The organism is Streptococcus sp. 29892, from assembly GCF_032594935.1.
GTDB lineage: Bacteria > Bacillota > Bacilli > Lactobacillales > Streptococcaceae > Streptococcus > Streptococcus hyiners.
In genome coordinates, this window is the sequence record NZ_CP118734.1 from 868,999 (window position 1) to 886,849 (window position 17,851).

Here is a 17,851-nt window from a genome sequence, read left to right on the forward strand (position 1 = left end):
GAAGTATATCAGCTGGTCACCAAGAAATACGAAAGTGACCACGGAAGACCTGAGCTTGAAAATAAAAAAGCGAAGTATATCAGCTGGTCACCAAGAAATACGAAAGTGACCACGGAAGACCTGAGCCTGCAAACCAAAAAGCGAAGTATATCAGCTGGTCACCAAGAAATACGAAAGTGACCACGGAAGACCTGAGCCTGCAAACCAAAAAGCGAAGTATATCAGCTGGTCACCAAGAAATACGAAAGTGACCATAGAAGACCCGAGCCTATAAACTCAAATGTGAGGCCATCCAGGGCATTAACTGCCATTTTCGACCTTTTATTTAAATTTATTCAAGCACATCATAAAATAGGTGTGCTTTTTTGTTTGGATGTGTAAACCTTTTCAATAAGAATTTGTCTTGTCAATGCTATAATGGAGGAGAAGGGAGGAAGCGGGATGAATATTTTGATCATTGGTGCTTCATTCGCTGGTTTGACAGCTGCAATGGACTGCCAGAAACGCTATCCACAAGCGACTATTTACTTGATTGACAAGGAAGAAAGTATCGGTTATTTTCCCAATGCACTCAATTGGAAAGTAAAAGGAGAAATTTCAAGCTGGGCAGAAGCAAGGGTTGGCTATTTTGAGGGGCTAGAGCAGTCGGTCCTTCATTTCTTGTTTGGATGGGAATGCATTTCCATAGAATCCGTATCTAAAAAAATAAGGCTAAAAAAAGAAGAAAGCACGCGAGAATTATCCTACGACTATCTCATTTTAGCCATGGGAGCTCAACAAGTTTGGGAACATCAGTCGGTCGACCTGTCGGAAAAGATTTTGACCAGTAAATCCATTGCTCAAGCTCAAAAGAGTTTTGAAAAGCTGGAAGAGGCAGAGAGTGTGACGGTAATAGGTGCTGGTCAAATTGGGCTTGAAAGCCTAGAAGCACTCAGTCGTCTGCCTTTGAAGCTTAGATTGATGGAGTCGCAAGAATGGCCCTTGGCCAAGTATTTTGATCAGGAAATGGTCGCCTTTATCTGGAATGAATTTGAACGGATAGGCTTGGACTATCATTTTTCAGAAACCATCAATGAAGTCAGCTTGAATGAACTGGGTCAAGTCCAGTTAAGCAGCTTGCAGGGAACCTACCTGTCTGACTTTGTTCTTTTGGGGACCAACTTTAGACCTCATACAGATTTGGTGGAAGGATTAGTTGATTTACATACAGACGGCAGTATTCTGGTGGATGACTATCTTGAAACCAGTCAATCTGGAATTTTTGCGGTAGGAGATTTAATTCGGATGCCTGTGACCATGTTTGGGCAGGCCTATCTACCTATGATCAATCATGCTATCTTGACAGGTCGTTTGGTTGCAGAAAACCTTTTGGCCAAGAAGAAGCCTTTAAGAGCTGTTGAACGCATTGTTTCCACCCATGTATTTGGTTATAATTTGACCAGTGTCGGCCTGACCGAAAGGGAAGCAAATTTGTGGTTAGATACCTCATCTATCCGTATTCAACAAGCCTTTAGTCAGTGGGATGAGGAAACAATCGACTTTAAAATGGTGGTCAGTCGAAAGGATGGACGCATACTTGGTGGGCAACTGGTGTCTACCTCTGATCATATAGCACAGATGAATGTGCTTGCTCTTGCCATCTCTAAGGAAATGACGGTGGAAGATTTGCTACAGGAAGCTTGGCTCTGTTTGCCAAGGAGGACGGATTTGCAACCATTTCTTGTTGAAGCAGCCAATCGTTATCTATGGCAAAAAGAGGATAGAGAGTAGGTGGTGAGCTGGTGCATATACTAGATTTATTAGAAAAACGGGAGCGTGCTATTTACCAGCTTTTCCTTCTTTTGAGAAAGTCGGTCACAGCCCTTGGGATAAAAGAGGCGGCTCAGGAATTGCATCTGTCTAAATCAACCTTGTTACGCTATGTAGAGAGTTTTTCTGAAGAGGTTGCAGAGGAGCCGTTTGGACTTGTTTTTCAGATTAGAGAAGAGGAAATCCTTCTGCACCGTGGTGCCACCCTATCCATCCAAGACCTGTTTGCCTATCTGTGTCGAACGAGTGTGAAGTACCAGATTTTACTCTATTTTTTTGATAAAAATGAATGCTCTATTCCCATGTTGGCGCAGGATTTGTTACTCAGCGAGGCAACCTTAAACAGACACCTGTCCTCTATAAACCAAGTCTTGAAAGAGTTTCAGGTGACTATTCGAAGCGGTCGTTTGCGTGGCAGTGAATTGCAAATTCGTTATCTCTATTATCACTTGTTTTGGCTGACCCGGCCTTTAAAGGAACTAGAAAAGGACCGAGTATTTGTCGAACAACTGGGGCATTTGCCAATTTTTGAACGCTTTTACCAGTCCCCCTTTAATCCAAGACAGGCTCATCAGCTAGCCCTATGGTTGATGATTGTCCAAAAGAGAATGCGCTTGAAAGATTTGGATTTTCAGGCGGTCTATCAGCTAATGGCCCCTTATGAGCAACATAAATTCTATCGGCAACTGCGGCAACTGTTTTTGACCTTGAGCCAGCAATCATCGGCTTCCTTTCAAGAGGGGGACACCATGTCTGTTTTTGCATTTTTGTTCAGTCAAGGGATATTGGCTGCTCATCAATTAGAACAGGTATTGGGCTTTGGTGGTCCCATCATGGCAGCGACTAGTTGGGCCTTTCAGCAGGTCAAGGTCTTATTGCAAACAGATTTGGCAGTGGAAGAGGGGGAACTCTATCATCTCAATCAGGTCTTTAGTCAGCTCTATTTTTTCACTTCCTGCATAGAGAGTGGCTTTGATGAACTTGGTTCTTATGAAGTGTCCGTGCAAATGGCAGCAAGCAGTATTTTACGCCATGTTTCCAGCGAGATTTTTGGGAGAAAGGAAGAGGTGGCAGTTTGTCATCTGAGGTCCTTGAGCCAGTTATTTTCTTATTTCATGCAGGTGGAGCCAGCTATGGTACAGATTGGTTGGGCATCCAGCTATCCGTCTGTCATTAGTTCTCCAATCTTGCAAGTCCTCCGTCAGTCATTAGAACGCAATCGGTCCATTCAAATCGAACCTGTCCAACCAGACCAATCCTATGATTTGGTTATCTGCCACGATTATCCTTGGGAGAAGGGCCCCTTTTTCCAAGTGTATGCTATGCCAACTGTTCAGGAATTGAAAGACCTAAAAAGTTTGATTCAGACAATTCATCAGCGCAAATTAGAGCAGGCCAAGCGCCTGGTTGAGCGCACACACTTCCGAATTGAACGACGGTGATAAACTTTCTAGTGTTCTAGGAAGTTTTTTTAATACGCAAATCCTGCTTTATCAATTTTTTTTAAAAATCTAAAAAAATTGATAGGATGATCTTGAAAAAATAGTTTACAATAAAGTCACAAGAAAAACGGAAGCGTTTTCAAAAAACAAAAAATAGGGGGACAGGACATGTCAACTGAAAAATACATTATGGCCATCGACCAAGGTACAACGAGCTCACGCGCTATCATCTTTAACAAAAAAGGTGAAAAAGTGGGTAGTTACCAAAAAGAATTCACGCAAATTTTCCCTAAACCAGGTTGGGTAGAACACAATGCCAATGAAATTTGGAATTCTGTTCAGTCTGTTATTGCAGGTTCCTTTATCGAAAGTGGTGTTCGTCCAGACCAGATCGAAGGGATTGGGATTACCAACCAACGTGAAACGACAGTTGTTTGGGATAAGGAAACCGGCCTTCCGATTTACAATGCCATTGTTTGGCAATCTCGTCAGACAGCTCACATTGCAGATCAGTTAAAACAAGATGGGCATGCAGACCTCTTCCATAAGAAGACAGGCTTGGTTATTGATGCTTACTTCTCTGCAACTAAGGTTCGTTGGATTTTGGATCAAGTTCCTGGAGCCCAAGAGCGTGCAGAAAAGGGGAAAATCCTCTTTGGAACCATCGATACTTGGTTGGTATGGAAATTGACAAATGGTAAGTGCCATGTGACGGACTACTCAAACGCGGCACGTACTATGTTGTACAATATCAAAGAGCTCAAGTGGGATGATGAAATCCTTGAATTGCTCAATATTCCAAAAGCTATGTTGCCTGAAGTTCGTTCTAACTCAGAAATCTACGGAACGACAGCTCCATTCCATTTCTACGGAGCAGAAGTGCCAATCTCTGGTATGGCAGGTGACCAGCAGGCAGCCCTCTTCGGTCAGTTGGCCTTTGAACCTGGTATGGTGAAAAATACCTATGGAACAGGTTCCTTCATCGTCATGAACACAGGTGAGGAAATGCAGCTTTCTGATAATAGCCTCTTGACCACTATCGGATATGGTATCAACGGTAAAGTATACTATGCACTGGAAGGTTCAATCTTTATCGCAGGATCAGCTGTACAATGGCTTCGTGACGGTATGCGGATGGTCAAAGAATCACCTGAATCAGAAGAGTTGGCACGCAAGTCAACTAGCAATGATGAAGTCTATGTTGTACCAGCCTTTACTGGTTTGGGAGCTCCTTATTGGAATTCAGATGCGCGTGGATCTGTTTTTGGCTTGACACGTGGAACAACCAAGGAAGATTTTGTGAAGGCAACCCTTCAATCCATTGCCTACCAAGTGCGCGATGTCATTGATACCATGCAGATTGATTCAGGTATTGATATCTCTGTTTTGAAGGTTGATGGTGGCGCGGCTATGAACAGTCTTCTCATGCAATTCCAGGCGGATATTCTTGGTATTGAGATTGCCCGTGCGAAAAACTTGGAGACAACTGCTCTTGGTGCAGCCTTCCTAGCAGGTCTGGCAGTTGGTTTCTGGAAAGACTTGGATGAATTGAAAGAATTGAATGCAGTTGGCCAATCCTTCCAGCCAGCTATGAATGAAGCTCGTAAAGAACAGCTTTATAAAGGATGGAAAAAAGCAGTTGCTGCAACGCAATTATTTGCACAGTTGGATGAAGAGTAAAGAAATAGAAAGTGTGAAAACATGGAATTTTCAAAAGAAACACGTCGCTTAGCGATTGAAAAAATGCAAGATAGACAGTTGGACCTGCTGGTTATCGGTGGTGGGATTACGGGGGCTGGCGTAGCCCTCCAAGCTGCTGCTAGTGGCATGGAAACAGCCTTGATTGAAATGCAAGACTTTGCCGAAGGGACATCCAGTCGTTCAACCAAATTGGTTCACGGTGGACTTCGTTACCTCAAACAATTTGATGTAGAAGTGGTTTCCGATACGGTTTCAGAACGTGCAGTTGTGCAAAATATTGCTCCACATATTCCAAAACCAGATCCAATGTTGCTACCAGTCTATGATGAAGAGGGTTCTACCTTTAGCCTCTTCCGCTTGAAAGTGGCCATGGACCTCTATGACCTCTTGGCTGGCGTCAACAATACAGACCTTGCCAATAAGGTGTTGACGAAAGAAGAAGTCTTAGAGCGGGCACCTCACCTGAAAAAAGAAGGCTTACTTGGAGGTGGAGTTTACCTTGACTTCCGTAACAATGATGCTCGCTTGGTTATTGAAAATATCAAACGTGCCGCCAAAGATGGTGCCTTGATTGCCAGCCGTGTCAAAGCGGAGAAATTCATCAAGGACGAGGCTGGAAAAGTTGTCGGTATCGTCGCTCGTGACTTACTGACAGACAGCACATTTGAAATCCGTGCGCGTTTGGTTATCAATACAACTGGCCCTTGGAGTGATGAAGTACGCAACCTGGGTGGTGAAGGTTCAGGTGTCCTTCAAATGCGTCCAACCAAGGGTGTGCACCTAGTTGTCGATAGTTCTCGCTTGTCTGTGCCACAGCCGACTTATTTTGATACAGGTCACGCAGATGGCCGCATGGTCTTTGTCCTTCCACGTGAAAATAAAACCTACTTTGGTACGACAGATACAGACTACACTGGCGATTTGGCCAATCCAATGGTAACTCAAGAAGATGTTGACTACCTGCTTGATATTGTCAACAATCGCTTCCCAGAAGCAAACTTGACCTTGGATGACATTGAGAGCGGTTGGGCAGGTCTTCGTCCTCTCTTGTCTGGAAATGGAGCTTCTGACTACAACGGTGGAAACAACGGCAAACTCAGCGATGACAGCTTTAATAGCTTGATTGAAACCGTCAAAGGCTATTTGAACAATGAAAAGACACGGGACGATGTGGAACATGATTTGACGCATTTGGAAGGTAGTGTTTCTGAAAAACATTTAGATCCGTCTGCTGTATCGCGTGGTTCTGCCCTTGACCGTGATGATAATGGTTTGCTGACACTTGCTGGTGGTAAAATCACAGACTTCCGTAAAATGGCCGAAGGAGCAATGGAAAAGGTAGCAGACATTCTCAAAGAAGAACATGGCCGTAGCTTCAAACTCATCAATTCGAAGACCTATCCAGTTTCTGGAGGGGAATTGAACCCAGCTAACGTAGCAGAAGAAATTGAACACTTGGCACAATTAGGGGTGAAAAAAGGTTTGGACTACGACGATGCCCTCTATCTTGCTAACTTGTACGGCTCAAATGCGCCAAAAGTATTTGCTTTGAACCATAAAGTAGAGGCTGTGTCTGACCTTAATCAACGTGATTTGCTTTCTCTTCATTATGCCATGAAAGAAGAAATGACCTTGACTGCAGTTGACTATCTTCTTCGTCGTACCAACTATATGCTCTTTATGCGAGAGCAGTTGGATGCAGTAGCACCTGAAATCATCAAGGAAATGGCAGCGTATTATGCTTGGTCAGAGGAAGAAGTGGCTCAACAGGAAGGCTTACTTGCGGAAACCTTGCACAAAAATGATTTGAGCTATCTAAAAGAAAAATAATCTATTGGTAGGTAGGAGCTTGTTCTTCTATGGAAGAAGCTCCCCACCAGTTTATCAATAAGAGATTGATACAAGAGGAGAAGTTATGAAATTTTTACGTTCAACTATTGGCTATATGATTGCTGGTATGATTGTCATGAGTGTTTGGGGAGCCTTTGCGGAAGCCTATGGCATAGCAGGTGGCTACTTTGCAGCCTTTATTATCATTGGACCTATGTGGTTTATGAACCACTATCTAGGTCTAATCAAACACGATTCTGATTCAGCTTTTGTCGATATGGGATTGGGAATTGCGCTGTGTGGTATTTTCCGTGATGCCTTTCTCAATGGATTTGGAACACTGGCAGATTCTCTTCCAACCATTCTTCTGATTACAGTAGGCGCTGTTTTGGGTGGCTTGGTTGCTGCAAAAGTCGAAGAAGATATGGAAAAAGATTAAGGAGGAGTAGAAATGACAATTCAACAAGCAATCGCAACAATTGTAGGTGCTTTTATCTTCCCATTTGTCATTCGCATGATGTGGGGAAAAATGGTTGAGCACTGGGGTGCCATTGGAGGATGGATGGCAGCTTCTATGATTGTCGGAACAATTTGGACCCTTAACCACGGTGTTGGGCTCATGACCCAGTCTGGCGCAGTTTGGGTTGACATGGGATTGGCAGCAGGTATCGGCTTATTTGTTGCTTCGGCAGCCAGAGGCGGAAAAGTTGGTAAAGCGACAAATAATCTACTTGCAGCACTTGTAGGTGGTATACTAGGTGGCTTAATCCTCTCCTTCATTTTATAATAGATAGAAACAGCTAGAACATTTATTCTAGTTGTTTTTAGTTTAGATTAGTTTAAGGAAAGTGCCTTATAATAAAACCATCTTTTTCATATAATCTCCTAGAAGCACTTGAAGACATTCAGGTGTTTTCTTTGTGCATTTTTCTTGATTTTACAACTAATTAGTGATAAAATTTCAGATAGAAATGAGGTAGTGCTTATGAATAATACAGGTATCCATCATATTTCAAGTTTAGTTGGCAATATTTACCAGGCCTATGATTTTTATCATCATATTCTCGGATTAAAATTGACCTTGAAAACTGTCAATCAAGAAGATTCAAGCATGTATCATCTCTTTTTCGGTGATGATGAGGGCCGCTATGGAACGGAATTTACCATTTTTGATATGCCCAATCATCCTAGGCATCGGACTGGCAGCAATCGTTTGGAACGAACCGTTTTTCTGGTTAAAGATTTTGCTGCCTTGGAATTCTGGCAGAAAAGACTGACAGAGTTTGCAGTGGAAAACGAAGGAATTCAGGCCTTTGGAAAGGGGCATATCTTGTATTTCCAAGATGAAGATGGGCAGTTGCTTGGCTTGAGCTATCATGACTCAATTGGAGAAATATTTCCGTATGAAACAGATGAAATTTCATCGGAATACGCCATACTTGGTATTGCCAGTCTTCACATGCGAATTCGTGAAGAAAAGGCATTACTAAGTTTGCTGACCGAAACCTTTGGATTTGTCGAGGAAAGCCGATTTGTCTTTGAAGATAAGATGGTGATTTCTCTACTCTTTGACAACACCTTCCAACATCGACTTTATTTGATTCTTGACCAAGGGTCGCCAATCAGCGTGATGGGAGTTGGGGCTATTCATCATATCGCGTTTGGTGTCTTAGATGAGTCCGACTTGGAAGACCTGATTAGTCGCTTAAATCTCATCAATCGTCCACATTCTGGTATTATCAATCGAGATTTCATGCATTCCTTGTACTTCCAAGCGCCAAATTATCTCATGTTTGAAGTTGCGACCATGGCTGGCGAAAGAGAGGCTGCTATGCCAAGACAAGATAAGCAGCTAGATAATGTTGAACTGTTTTTGCCAAGTTTTTTTGAAGAGGACAGACAGGAAATCGAAAAAAATCTCTCCCACCGTTATTAGGAGAAAAGAGATATGGATTATCGCTTTATCAAAGGGACCAGTCCCCGTCTTTTGGTCTTTTTCCACGGCACAGGTGGCAATAAGGAATCCATGCTATTTCTCCGTCAACAGCTGGATCCAGAAGCTTTTGTCCTTTCCTTGGATGGAAGTTGGGGCCAAGGCAGGGAAAGGCGTTTCTTTGCACCTCTCATTGACGGTCAGTTGGATTTTTTCGATTTTGAATGGCGCTTGTCGGCTTTTCTGGATTTTTGGCAGGACTTTGACATTCAGCCCTACCAGCAGGTTACCTTCGTGGGATTCTCAAACGGTGCCAACTTTATCATGGGCTTGTTGACCAAACAGTCAAACCTGGCGGACAATTATATCTTACTCCATCCCTCAGCCTTAGATTATGCATTTCCTATGGAAAATAGCAGAGCAGAAATATTGTTTACACTGGGGCAGAATGATGTGTTGATTGAGCCAGTGGCTCTTGAACATCTTGTAGATGACTGGCAAGCGTCAGCTTTTCCCAGAGCTAACCTAGCTCGTTTTGACAAGGGACATTTTTTAAGTCAGGATGAATTGACCTATATCAAAAATTGGTATCAAGAAAGAATAGACAAAAAGACCTGAACCAATACGTTCAAGTCTTTTATGTGTCTTAGATTAGTGTTTCCAGTTTATCCACCAAGGAACCGACATAAGCAATAGTTTCTTTAAGTGGTTGGTCAGTCGAAACATCGACACCTGCGTGTTTTGCAAGGTCTTGGGCAGAAAGACTTGCACCGAGTGACAAGGTTTCCAACCATTTTTCAACAACTTCTTCAGGATGTTCTTCCAATTGTTTTGCCATGGCTGTACCGATGGTCAAACCAGCTGAGTAGGTATATGGATACAAACCAATGTAGTAGTGTGGTTGACGCATCCAGATAAGACCTGCATCATCACCGATTTCAAAGTCTTCACCCCAGAATTCCTTGATGACATCCAACTTGATTTGGCAGAGAATATCACCATTGAGGTATTCTTCATTATCCAAACGAGTGTAGACTTCACGCTGGAAGGCTGCTTCAAGCAAGTGAGTGACCATGTTGTGGAAGTAAGTACGGCTGATTAACTCGCTAATCAAGTAAGCCTGGAAGCCAGGGTCTTGGTTGTTTTTCAAAAGTGTGTTACAGGTCAAGACCTCGTTAGCAGTAGATGGAGCTTCGATGAAGTAAAGAGAAGGTTCATAGCTAAGTACGCTTTGTTTTTTCGCCCATTGGAAATGACCAGCATGCCCCAATTCGTGAGCCAATACCAAGACCTCGTTCATCAAACCTGTCCATGAAAGTAGGATATAGGATGGTCCATCGTAAAGAGTAGCACAGAAGCCACCAGTAGCCTTACCTTCGTTTTGAGCAAAGTCAATCCAACGCTCATCAAATGATTGTTCAATCATTTTCACATAATCTTCACCAAGAATGCCTAAGCAGTCAATCAAGAATTGCTTAGATTCTTCAGGTGTGATGCGTTGGTTGTATTCCGATGGCAAGCTGATTTTCAAATCGGCATGGGTAATTTTTTCCAAGCCATGAGCCTTGGCAACCAATTTCACAAAGCGACGCATGTGAGGAGCCAATTCCTTCATGATAACATCAATCTGACGATCAAATAGGTCACGGGATACGTTTTGACGATGTAAGAGGAAGTCAATGGTATTGTCAAATCCACGCAAGCGAGCTTCGATTTGCTCATTCTTGATGTGGGACAAATAGGTTGCTGCGGTTGTATTCTTATATTTTTTCAGGGTTGAGTAGAAACCAGCCGCGGAATTGCGACGGATTTCGGTATCGTGGCTGATTTCATAATCATTTTCAAAAAGTACATAGCTGTTTCCGAGCGTCTCGCCATTTGCCTCAAAGTTGTCAAAGGTCATATCTTCAAACTTGGTCACACCGTAGTTATTATATGGCTGGCCAAAGGTTGGTGCAAAGTTTGCTAGTAATTCTTCTTGAAGTGGATGGAGTTGATGAGGTTTGTCACGGAGAATGCTGTCGAAAAATGCAGCCCATTGTGGTTGTTCCTTTTTTAATTCCAGCAGAACAGCCTCATCTAATTGACCAAGTTCTGAATAGAGGAAATCTCGTTGAGGACGTGCCTTGGCAGAAACGAGGTCGTATTCGTTGGCTAGGCTAGCAAGCTCAGTGTTCATCTTATCGACTTCGAGTGGAAGAAACGCATAGTGAGAAAGTCTGCTATCCAGAATAACAATTTTCTCATATTCTGTGAGAGCACTTACGATGGTTTGCTTGTCTGTTAGTTTTCCTTTGAAGTTTGTTTCGAAGGCAGTGACTTGATTTGCATAAGCAATCAAATTTTCTTTGTAATTTTCAGGTGTTGGGAATAACAAATCTGTATCCCAAGTTAATTGCACATCAATTTCTTGACGCTTTGGCATTGCAGAAGTCATATATTTCTCCTTTTCTTAGTGATAGCTACATTATAACATAAGAATTGGTTTGAGGAAAAATAATGTTAGACCAATTTATGAAAAGAAAACTTGACAAAATGCTTAAAAACGTAGATAATTATAGTATGAAAGGGTTTACTGAAAACCGGAAAGGAGTTAGATATGCAGGTTATTAAACGAAGTGGTGAAGTTGTAGAATTTGACCCAGAAAAAATTTACCAAGCCATTATTAAGGCAGCTCAAACTGTATATGTAATCGACGATACATGGCGGAAGAACCTAGCACAAGTGACTAAAAAAGTCGTGCTTGATTTGGAAGAAGCTCATACAGAACGTCCAACCATCAGCATGGTTCAGTCACAAGTTGAGCATCGTTTATTGGATGCCGGTTATATTACCATAGCTGAACATTATATTTCTTATCGTTTGCAACGTGATTTGGAACGTAATGGATATGCTGATAAGATTGTCGTTCATTTACGCTTTGAGCAAATTCGATAAAGAAAAGATATGGAGAGTGGTGAAGTTAGCTTTCTTCCCTGCTCTTTTTGTTATAGTCAAAAGCTATAACAATCTATATTTAAAAAGTATTTGTAAACAACGAACCATTAGCGTATAATCAAATTAGTTAATCCCAATCTAACTAGTTGAATCCCGTAGTTCGTGCCTATGGGATTTTTTATGTTGACAACCTATCTTTGGAAATGATTTAAAAAATAATGGCTACAATGTAGACTATGTTTAGGCTGCTTTTAAGGCTTACCAACAGGTTTAAAGAAAAAAATGTGATTTTCTGAGCAAAAATTTTGAAATCGGTAACAAATTTGTAGTATAATAGATGCTGTAAAAAAATATTTATTTTGAAAGTGAGATTTTACTTATGTCTAAAATCGTTGTTGTCGGTGCTAACCACGCAGGTACTGCCGCAATCAAAACTATGTTGACAAACTACGGTCAGGAAAACGAAATCGTTGTATTTGACCAAAACTCAAACATCTCATTCTTGGGTTGTGGTATGGCTTTGTGGATTGGTGAGCAAATTGCTGGTCCAGAAGGACTTTTCTACTCAGATAAAGAACAATTGGAAAGCATGGGCGCTAAAGTCTACATGGAGTCACCTGTTACAGCTATCGACTACGAAGCAAAAACAGTTACTGCACTTGTAAACGGTCAAGAACATGTTGAAGCATACGACAAACTTCTCTTTGCTACTGGTTCACAACCAATTTTGCCACCAATCAAAGGTGCGGAAATCAAAGAAGGTTCTCTTGAATTTGAAGCAACTCTTGAAAACTTGCAATTCGTTAAATTGTACCAAAACTCAGCTGATGTTATTGAAAAATTGAAAAACAAAGACATCAACCGCGTAGCAGTAGTTGGTGCTGGTTACATCGGTGTTGAACTTGCTGAAGCTTTCCAACGTAAAGGTAAAGAAGTTATCCTTATCGACGTTGTAGACACATGTTTGGCTGGTTACTATGACCGCGACTTGTCAGACCTTATGGCTAAAAACATGGAAGACAACGGTATCAAACTTGCCTTCGGTGAAACAGTTCAAGAAGTTGCTGGTAACGGTAAAGTTGAAAAAATCATCACTGACAAGAACGAATACGATGTTGACATGGTTATCTTGGCTGTTGGTTTCCGTCCAAACACTGCATTTGCAGGTGAAGGAATTGAGCGTTTCCGCAACGGTGCCTTCCTTGTAAACAAACGCCAAGAAACTTCAATCCCAGGCGTTTACGCTATCGGTGACTGTGCAACTATCTACGACAACGCTACTGGCGACACAAGCTACATCGCTTTGGCTTCAAACGCAGTACGTACTGGTATCGTAGCAGCTCACAACATCTGTGGTACTGACCTTGAAGGTATCGGTGTACAAGGTTCTAACGGTATCTCTATCTATGGTCTTAACCTTGTATCAACAGGTTTGACACTTGAAAAAGCTACTCGTCTTGGCTTGAACGCTGCTGTTACTGAAGTAACTGACAACCAAAAACCAGAATTCATGGAGCATGGTAACTTCCCAGTAACTATCAAGATCGTTTACGATAAAGATTCACGTCGTATCCTTGGTGCTCAAATGGCAGCTCGTGAAGATATCTCATTGGGTATCCACCTCTTCTCATTGGCAATCCAAGAAGGCGTAACAATTGAGAAATTGGCATTGACTGACTTGTTCTTCTTGCCACACTTCAACAAACCATACAACTACATCACAGTAGCAGCACTTGGTGCTAAATAATATCTTTTGATACATAAGGCTCAGAGATTATCTCTGGGCTTTTTTGTTTGCCATCTATCACATTGAACTGCCTATCGAGAGATTTTTTGGTATAATGGAGAGAATGATTTTTTAGAGAAAGTATGAGAAAATGAACCTATTATTAAACGGAATGAATGACAGGCAGGCAGAAGCGGTGCAGACAACTGAAGGCCCGCTTTTGATTATGGCAGGGGCTGGTTCGGGCAAAACCCGTGTTCTTACCCATCGTATCGCTTACTTGATTGATGAAAAGATGGTAAACCCGTGGAACATCTTGGCCATTACCTTTACAAACAAGGCGGCACGGGAGATGAAGGAGCGGGCCTATGCCCTCAATCCTGCAACTCAGGATTGCTTGATTGCTACCTTCCACTCCATGTGTGTCCGTATTTTGCGCCGTGACGCCGACCATATCGGCTATAATCGTAATTTTACTATTGTAGACCCTGGTGAGCAGCGCACACTCATGAAACGGATTTTGAAAAATCTTAATTTAGATCCGAAAAAGTGGAGTGAACGTTCTATCCTGGGCACCATTTCCAATGCCAAAAATGATTTGCTTGATGACAAGGCTTATGAGGCCCAGGCTGGCGATCTATACACGCAGATTGTTGCCAAATGCTATACAGCTTACCAAAAGGAACTGCGGCAGTCAGAGGCTGTTGACTTTGATGATTTGATCATGTTAACGCTCCGCCTTTTTGACCAAAATCCAGAGGTCCTGACCTATTACCAGCAGAAATTCCAGTACATCCATGTCGATGAGTATCAGGATACCAACCATGCCCAGTACCAATTGGTCAAGCTCCTGGCATCACGTTTCAAGAATATCTGTGTGGTCGGTGATGCGGACCAGTCTATCTATGGTTGGCGTGGGGCGGATATGCAGAATATTCTGGACTTTGAAAAGGACTACCCAGAAAGTAAGGTCGTTCTATTGGAGGAAAACTATCGTTCGACCAAGAACGTCTTGCAGGCTGCCAATGAGGTCATCGAAAACAACCGCAACCGTCGTCCTAAGAAACTTTGGACCCAGAATGCACAAGGGGATTTGATTACCTACTATCGTGCCAGAGATGAGAATGATGAAGCGATTTATGTTGCAGGGCAGATTGACCAGTTAAATAGAGAAGGCAAGGCTTATAAGGATTTTGCCGTTCTTTATCGAACCAATGCCCAGTCCCGTACCATTGAAGAAGCCTTGCTTAAGTCCAACATTCCCTACACCATGGTGGGTGGCACTAAGTTCTACAGTCGTAAGGAAATTCGAGATGTGATTTCTTATTTGAATATCATCGCCAACCCATCGGATAATATTTCCTACGAACGCATTGTCAACGAGCCTAAGCGTGGTGTGGGACCTGGCACAGTCGATAAGATCCGCGATTTTGCCAACACACATGGTATGTCCTTATTGGAGGCTTCGCAGGATATTATGTTGTCACCAGTCAAGGGCAAGGCAGCGCAGGCAGTATTCGACCTAGCCAACCTTCTCTATAAGCTCCGCAATCAACTGGATGACTTGACCGTGACCCAAGTAGTCGAGGCAGTATTGAACCAAACAGGCTATGTTGATGCCCTTGCAGCTCAAAATACACTGGAAGCCAATGCCCGCATTGAAAACATCCAAGAATTCCTATCTGTGACCAAAAACTTCGATGAGAAGAATACTGAGGAAGAAGAAACAGGTCTGGATTGCTTGACTCGTTTCCTACTTGATTTGGCATTGATTGCTGATACGGACGACGATAGCCGTGAGGCATCGGAGGTCACCCTCATGACTCTCCACGCAGCCAAAGGTTTGGAATTTCCTGTTGTTTTCCTAATTGGTATGGAGGAAAATGTCTTCCCACTCAGTCGTGCAGCAGAAGATGAGAATGAGTTGGAAGAAGAACGTCGACTTGCCTATGTGGGTATCACACGGGCAGAGAAGACCCTCTATCTGACCAATGCCAACTCCCGCCTGCTTTTCGGTCGCAGCAACTACAATCAGCCAAGCCGTTTTATTCGCGAAATTTCTAGCGACCTATTGGACTATCAAGGTCTTGCTCGTCCAGCTAATACCAGCTTTAAGGCCTCTTATGTCAATGGCAGAGCGACACAGTTTGGACAAGGTATGAGCTTACAAGAGGCCATGCAAGGTCGAAAAGCAACCGTCCAACCATCTGCCAAACTCGGAGGCAGTATGCCTTTCGCATCAAGCAACAAATCGTCAGGCTCAGGCACCAACTGGTCAGTTGGTGACATCGCTGTCCATAAGAAATGGGGTCGCGGAACTGTTCTTGAAGTATCAGGTACAGGCAGCAACCAAGAACTCAAAATCAATTTCCCAGAGATGGGACTTAAGAAGGTCCTGGCAAGTCTGGCACCGATTAGTAGGGAAGAGTAGAAAAAACAGACTTCTTTATGATAGAATAGACTATTTTCGAAAATGAGGTATGAAAATAATGGAAAAATTTTGTCAATCTTGTGCCATGCCCTTAAATTTGCATGGTCAAGATGTTCGTGGATCAGAGAAAGACGGCAGCCACTCTAATTTGTTTTGCTCTTACTGCTATGCCAATGGTGAATTTTTAGAGCCAGATATTACATTTGAACAAATGCTTAAAAAGGGTAAACAAGCTATTTCAAACGGTCAAGGAAATGCATTTATAAAATTTCTCATGAAAGCAAGCTATCCAATGATGTTGAAGAAAACCCAACGCTGGAGAGCTTAGGCACGGAAAAGGTAGCAACACTAGTAAAAGAGAGGATATAAAGTTGTCATATAAATATTTATTATTCGATCTTGATCACACACTTTTGGATTTTAACCAAGGAGAAGAAGTAGCCCTCACTCAATTTTTGGAGTTCATGGATGTGGAGGATATAGAGGCCTTTAAAGCCATCTATCGTCCGCTCAACCAAGGCATGTGGAAGGAACTTGAAAAAGGTTTAATTACCAAGAAAGAATTGATCAACACGCGCTTTTCCAAAACCTTTGCACATTTTGGGAGGGAAGTGGATGGTCGTGAAATGGCCCTCCGCTATCAAGAATTTATTGGTCAGCAAGGTCAGATATTTGAAGGTGCAGACCTATTACTTAAAGAACTGGTTGACCGTGGTTACCAGCTCTATGCGGCGACCAACGGCGTGACCTATATTCAGGAAAATCGTCTCCTCAACTCCCCTATTCAGACCTATTTCAAGCAGGTTTTTATCTCAGAACAGATGGGGACACAGAAGCCTGCGGCTGATTTTTATGAAAAAATAGCAGAGCAGATAGGGTGTTTTGACATGGCAAGTTTTCTGATGATAGGCGACAGCTTGACTGCTGACATCCAGGGTGCAAATAATGTAGGTATGGATTCGGTCTGGTACAATCCTGAACAAGTCAGTCTTACAGGTCCAGCACAACCAACCTATACCGTTTCCAATTACCAACAATTACTGGACATTCTGAAAGAATAGATGGTCCTCTATGTAAGATAACGAATGGGAAAGTTAGAGCTGGAGCTGGTTTTAGCCAATCTTTTAGTTGATTTTATGTTAGAATAAAGGTATACGACGGACAAGGAAAGGATGGAGAAAAATGTATAAGAAATTAGGCTTACTACTTCCGATGGTGCTCTTATTAGTAGCTTGTGGTCAGAAGTCAACGGATACCAGTCCATCAAGTAGCAGTAGTGCAACATCAAGCCAGTCTACCACTAGTAGTTCGCCGGCGCAGGCTAGCTCTAGTCAAGAAACTCAGGAAAGTTCTTCTAGTTCAACAGAAACCAGTTCGACGACTGGTGAGGAAGCCACAAGCAGTCAGACGGAGGTGGCGACAAGCGCGGCTTACAATGGAGCTTATTACAGTGTTCAGGGGAAATATGGTCAGGTCATTATTGCCAATAAAAAACATCCCCTGTCTGCTAGTTACGCTCCTGGAGAAGACCCTCAAGCCTTGGCAGCTTTCCAGCAGTTGATTGCAGATATGCAGGCGCAAGGTTTTGCCATTTCCAACAATTATAGTGGTTTTCGTTCCTATGAAACCCAGGCTGGTTTGTACCAATCCTATGTCAATCAAGATGGTCAAGCAGCAGCCGATACCTATTCGGCGCGTGCTGGCTATAGTGAACATCAGACAGGTCTTGCCTTTGACCTATTAGACAGCTACGGTAATCTCTTGGAAGAACCAGTTGCTTCTCAGTGGTTGGCAGACAATGCCCATCATTATGGTTTTATTGTGCGTTATTTGCCTGGCAAGGAAGCCATAACAGGCTACATGGCAGAATCTTGGCACGTTCGTTATATCGGTGCAGAAGCAACGGATATTTACAATTCAGGACTAACATTAGAAGAATACTTCGGAGTTCCTGGTGGTGATTATCAAGAATAAGGACTTTTATTCATGGTTCAACGCCTCTATCTAAAGCTAGTTTTTTAGCTAGTTAGTCACAATTTTT

The 17,851-nt window shown here is 42.7% G+C and carries 15 protein-coding genes; 14 read left to right on the top strand and 1 reads right to left on the bottom strand.

Annotated features, from left to right (window positions below; translation table 11 throughout):
- Positions 1–441 precede the first annotated feature (441 nt).
- The 8 genes from PW220_RS04405 (at position 442) to PW220_RS04440 (ending at position 9,333) form a co-directional block, all read left to right on the top strand.
- Positions 442–1,770: an FAD-dependent oxidoreductase gene (locus PW220_RS04405; RefSeq protein ID WP_248054399.1), complete on the top strand. Its 1,329-nt coding sequence runs from the start codon at positions 442–444 to the stop codon at positions 1,768–1,770.
- A gap of 11 nt (positions 1,771–1,781) precedes the next feature.
- Positions 1,782–3,251, top strand: a complete 1,470-nt coding sequence (locus PW220_RS04410) for an AcpB/EbpR/MafR family transcriptional regulator (protein ID WP_248032779.1) — start codon at positions 1,782–1,784, stop codon at positions 3,249–3,251.
- A 168-nt stretch (positions 3,252–3,419) separates the two neighbouring features.
- Positions 3,420–4,931, top strand: a complete 1,512-nt coding sequence (gene glpK, locus PW220_RS04415; RefSeq protein ID WP_248054396.1) for a glycerol kinase GlpK — start codon at positions 3,420–3,422, stop codon at positions 4,929–4,931.
- 21 nt (positions 4,932–4,952) lie between these two features.
- Positions 4,953–6,782 carry a type 1 glycerol-3-phosphate oxidase gene (gene glpO, locus PW220_RS04420; protein ID WP_248054394.1) on the top strand — a complete coding sequence of 610 codons (1,830 nt, stop codon included), beginning with the start codon at positions 4,953–4,955 and terminating at the stop codon, positions 6,780–6,782.
- Positions 6,783–6,867: 85 nt separating this feature from the next.
- On the top strand, positions 6,868–7,221 hold the full coding sequence (locus tag PW220_RS04425; RefSeq protein ID WP_105125392.1) for a Lin0368 family putative glycerol transporter subunit: 354 nt from the start codon (positions 6,868–6,870) through the stop codon (positions 7,219–7,221).
- A 12-nt stretch (positions 7,222–7,233) separates the two neighbouring features.
- The gene (locus PW220_RS04430; RefSeq protein WP_105118468.1) at positions 7,234–7,569 is read left to right on the top strand and encodes a Lin0368 family putative glycerol transporter subunit; all 336 of its coding nucleotides are present in this window, start codon (positions 7,234–7,236) and stop codon (positions 7,567–7,569) included.
- Positions 7,570–7,767: 198 nt separating this feature from the next.
- Positions 7,768–8,718: a VOC family protein gene (locus PW220_RS04435; RefSeq protein ID WP_105118467.1), complete on the top strand. Its 951-nt coding sequence runs from the start codon at positions 7,768–7,770 to the stop codon at positions 8,716–8,718.
- A 12-nt stretch (positions 8,719–8,730) separates the two neighbouring features.
- Positions 8,731–9,333 carry an alpha/beta hydrolase gene (locus PW220_RS04440; RefSeq protein WP_248054392.1) on the top strand — a complete coding sequence of 201 codons (603 nt, stop codon included), beginning with the start codon at positions 8,731–8,733 and terminating at the stop codon, positions 9,331–9,333.
- 28 nt (positions 9,334–9,361) lie between these two features.
- On the opposite strand, the gene pepF is transcribed toward PW220_RS04440, so the two are convergent.
- Positions 9,362–11,152 (bottom strand): oligoendopeptidase F, encoded by a 1,791-nt coding sequence (pepF, locus tag PW220_RS04445; protein WP_248054390.1) that lies wholly within the window; start codon positions 11,150–11,152, stop codon positions 9,362–9,364.
- A 162-nt stretch (positions 11,153–11,314) separates the two neighbouring features.
- On the opposite strand from pepF, the gene PW220_RS04450 reads away from it, so the two are divergent.
- The 6 genes from PW220_RS04450 (at position 11,315) to ldcB (ending at position 17,784) form a co-directional block, all read left to right on the top strand.
- Complete coding sequence (locus PW220_RS04450) at positions 11,315–11,653, top strand: ATP cone domain-containing protein (RefSeq protein ID WP_105125459.1); 339 nt, start codon at positions 11,315–11,317, stop codon at positions 11,651–11,653.
- Between the two features lie 379 nt (positions 11,654–12,032).
- A complete protein-coding gene (gene nox / locus PW220_RS04455) occupies positions 12,033–13,400 on the top strand; it encodes a H2O-forming NADH oxidase (RefSeq protein WP_105118465.1) in 1,368 nt (455 codons plus the stop codon).
- A 130-nt stretch (positions 13,401–13,530) separates the two neighbouring features.
- A complete protein-coding gene (gene pcrA / locus PW220_RS04460; RefSeq protein WP_248054388.1) occupies positions 13,531–15,810 on the top strand; it encodes a DNA helicase PcrA in 2,280 nt (759 codons plus the stop codon).
- Between the two features lie 58 nt (positions 15,811–15,868).
- Positions 15,869–16,138 (top strand): zinc ribbon domain-containing protein, encoded by a 270-nt coding sequence (locus PW220_RS04465; RefSeq protein ID WP_248054794.1) that lies wholly within the window; start codon positions 15,869–15,871, stop codon positions 16,136–16,138.
- Between the two features lie 43 nt (positions 16,139–16,181).
- Positions 16,182–16,871: a pyrimidine 5'-nucleotidase PynA gene (pynA, locus tag PW220_RS04470; protein ID WP_248054386.1), complete on the top strand. Its 690-nt coding sequence runs from the start codon at positions 16,182–16,184 to the stop codon at positions 16,869–16,871.
- A 121-nt stretch (positions 16,872–16,992) separates the two neighbouring features.
- Positions 16,993–17,784, top strand: coding sequence for an LD-carboxypeptidase LdcB/DacB (ldcB, locus tag PW220_RS04475; RefSeq protein ID WP_248054384.1), 792 nt, complete (start codon positions 16,993–16,995; stop codon positions 17,782–17,784).
- The last annotated feature ends 67 nt before the right edge of the window (positions 17,785–17,851 follow it).

Bases quoted from the DNA above. Each gene is read 5' to 3' on its own strand.
- PW220_RS04405 (WP_248054399.1), top strand. From the start codon at position 442: ATGAATATTTTGATCATTGGTGCTTCATTCGCTGGTTTGACAGCTGCA.
- glpK (WP_248054396.1), top strand. From the start codon at position 3,420: ATGTCAACTGAAAAATACATTATGGCCATCGACCAAGGTACAACGAGC.
- glpO (WP_248054394.1), top strand. From the start codon at position 4,953: ATGGAATTTTCAAAAGAAACACGTCGCTTAGCGATTGAAAAAATGCAA.
- PW220_RS04425 (WP_105125392.1), top strand. From the start codon at position 6,868: ATGAAATTTTTACGTTCAACTATTGGCTATATGATTGCTGGTATGATT.
- PW220_RS04430 (WP_105118468.1), top strand. From the start codon at position 7,234: ATGACAATTCAACAAGCAATCGCAACAATTGTAGGTGCTTTTATCTTC.
- PW220_RS04435 (WP_105118467.1), top strand. From the start codon at position 7,768: ATGAATAATACAGGTATCCATCATATTTCAAGTTTAGTTGGCAATATT.
- PW220_RS04440 (WP_248054392.1), top strand. From the start codon at position 8,731: ATGGATTATCGCTTTATCAAAGGGACCAGTCCCCGTCTTTTGGTCTTT.
- pepF (WP_248054390.1), bottom strand. From the start codon at position 11,152: ATGACTTCTGCAATGCCAAAGCGTCAAGAAATTGATGTGCAATTAACT.
- PW220_RS04450 (WP_105125459.1), top strand. From the start codon at position 11,315: ATGCAGGTTATTAAACGAAGTGGTGAAGTTGTAGAATTTGACCCAGAA.
- nox (WP_105118465.1), top strand. From the start codon at position 12,033: ATGTCTAAAATCGTTGTTGTCGGTGCTAACCACGCAGGTACTGCCGCA.
- pcrA (WP_248054388.1), top strand. From the start codon at position 13,531: ATGAACCTATTATTAAACGGAATGAATGACAGGCAGGCAGAAGCGGTG.
- PW220_RS04465 (WP_248054794.1), top strand. From the start codon at position 15,869: ATGGAAAAATTTTGTCAATCTTGTGCCATGCCCTTAAATTTGCATGGT.
- ldcB (WP_248054384.1), top strand. From the start codon at position 16,993: ATGTATAAGAAATTAGGCTTACTACTTCCGATGGTGCTCTTATTAGTA.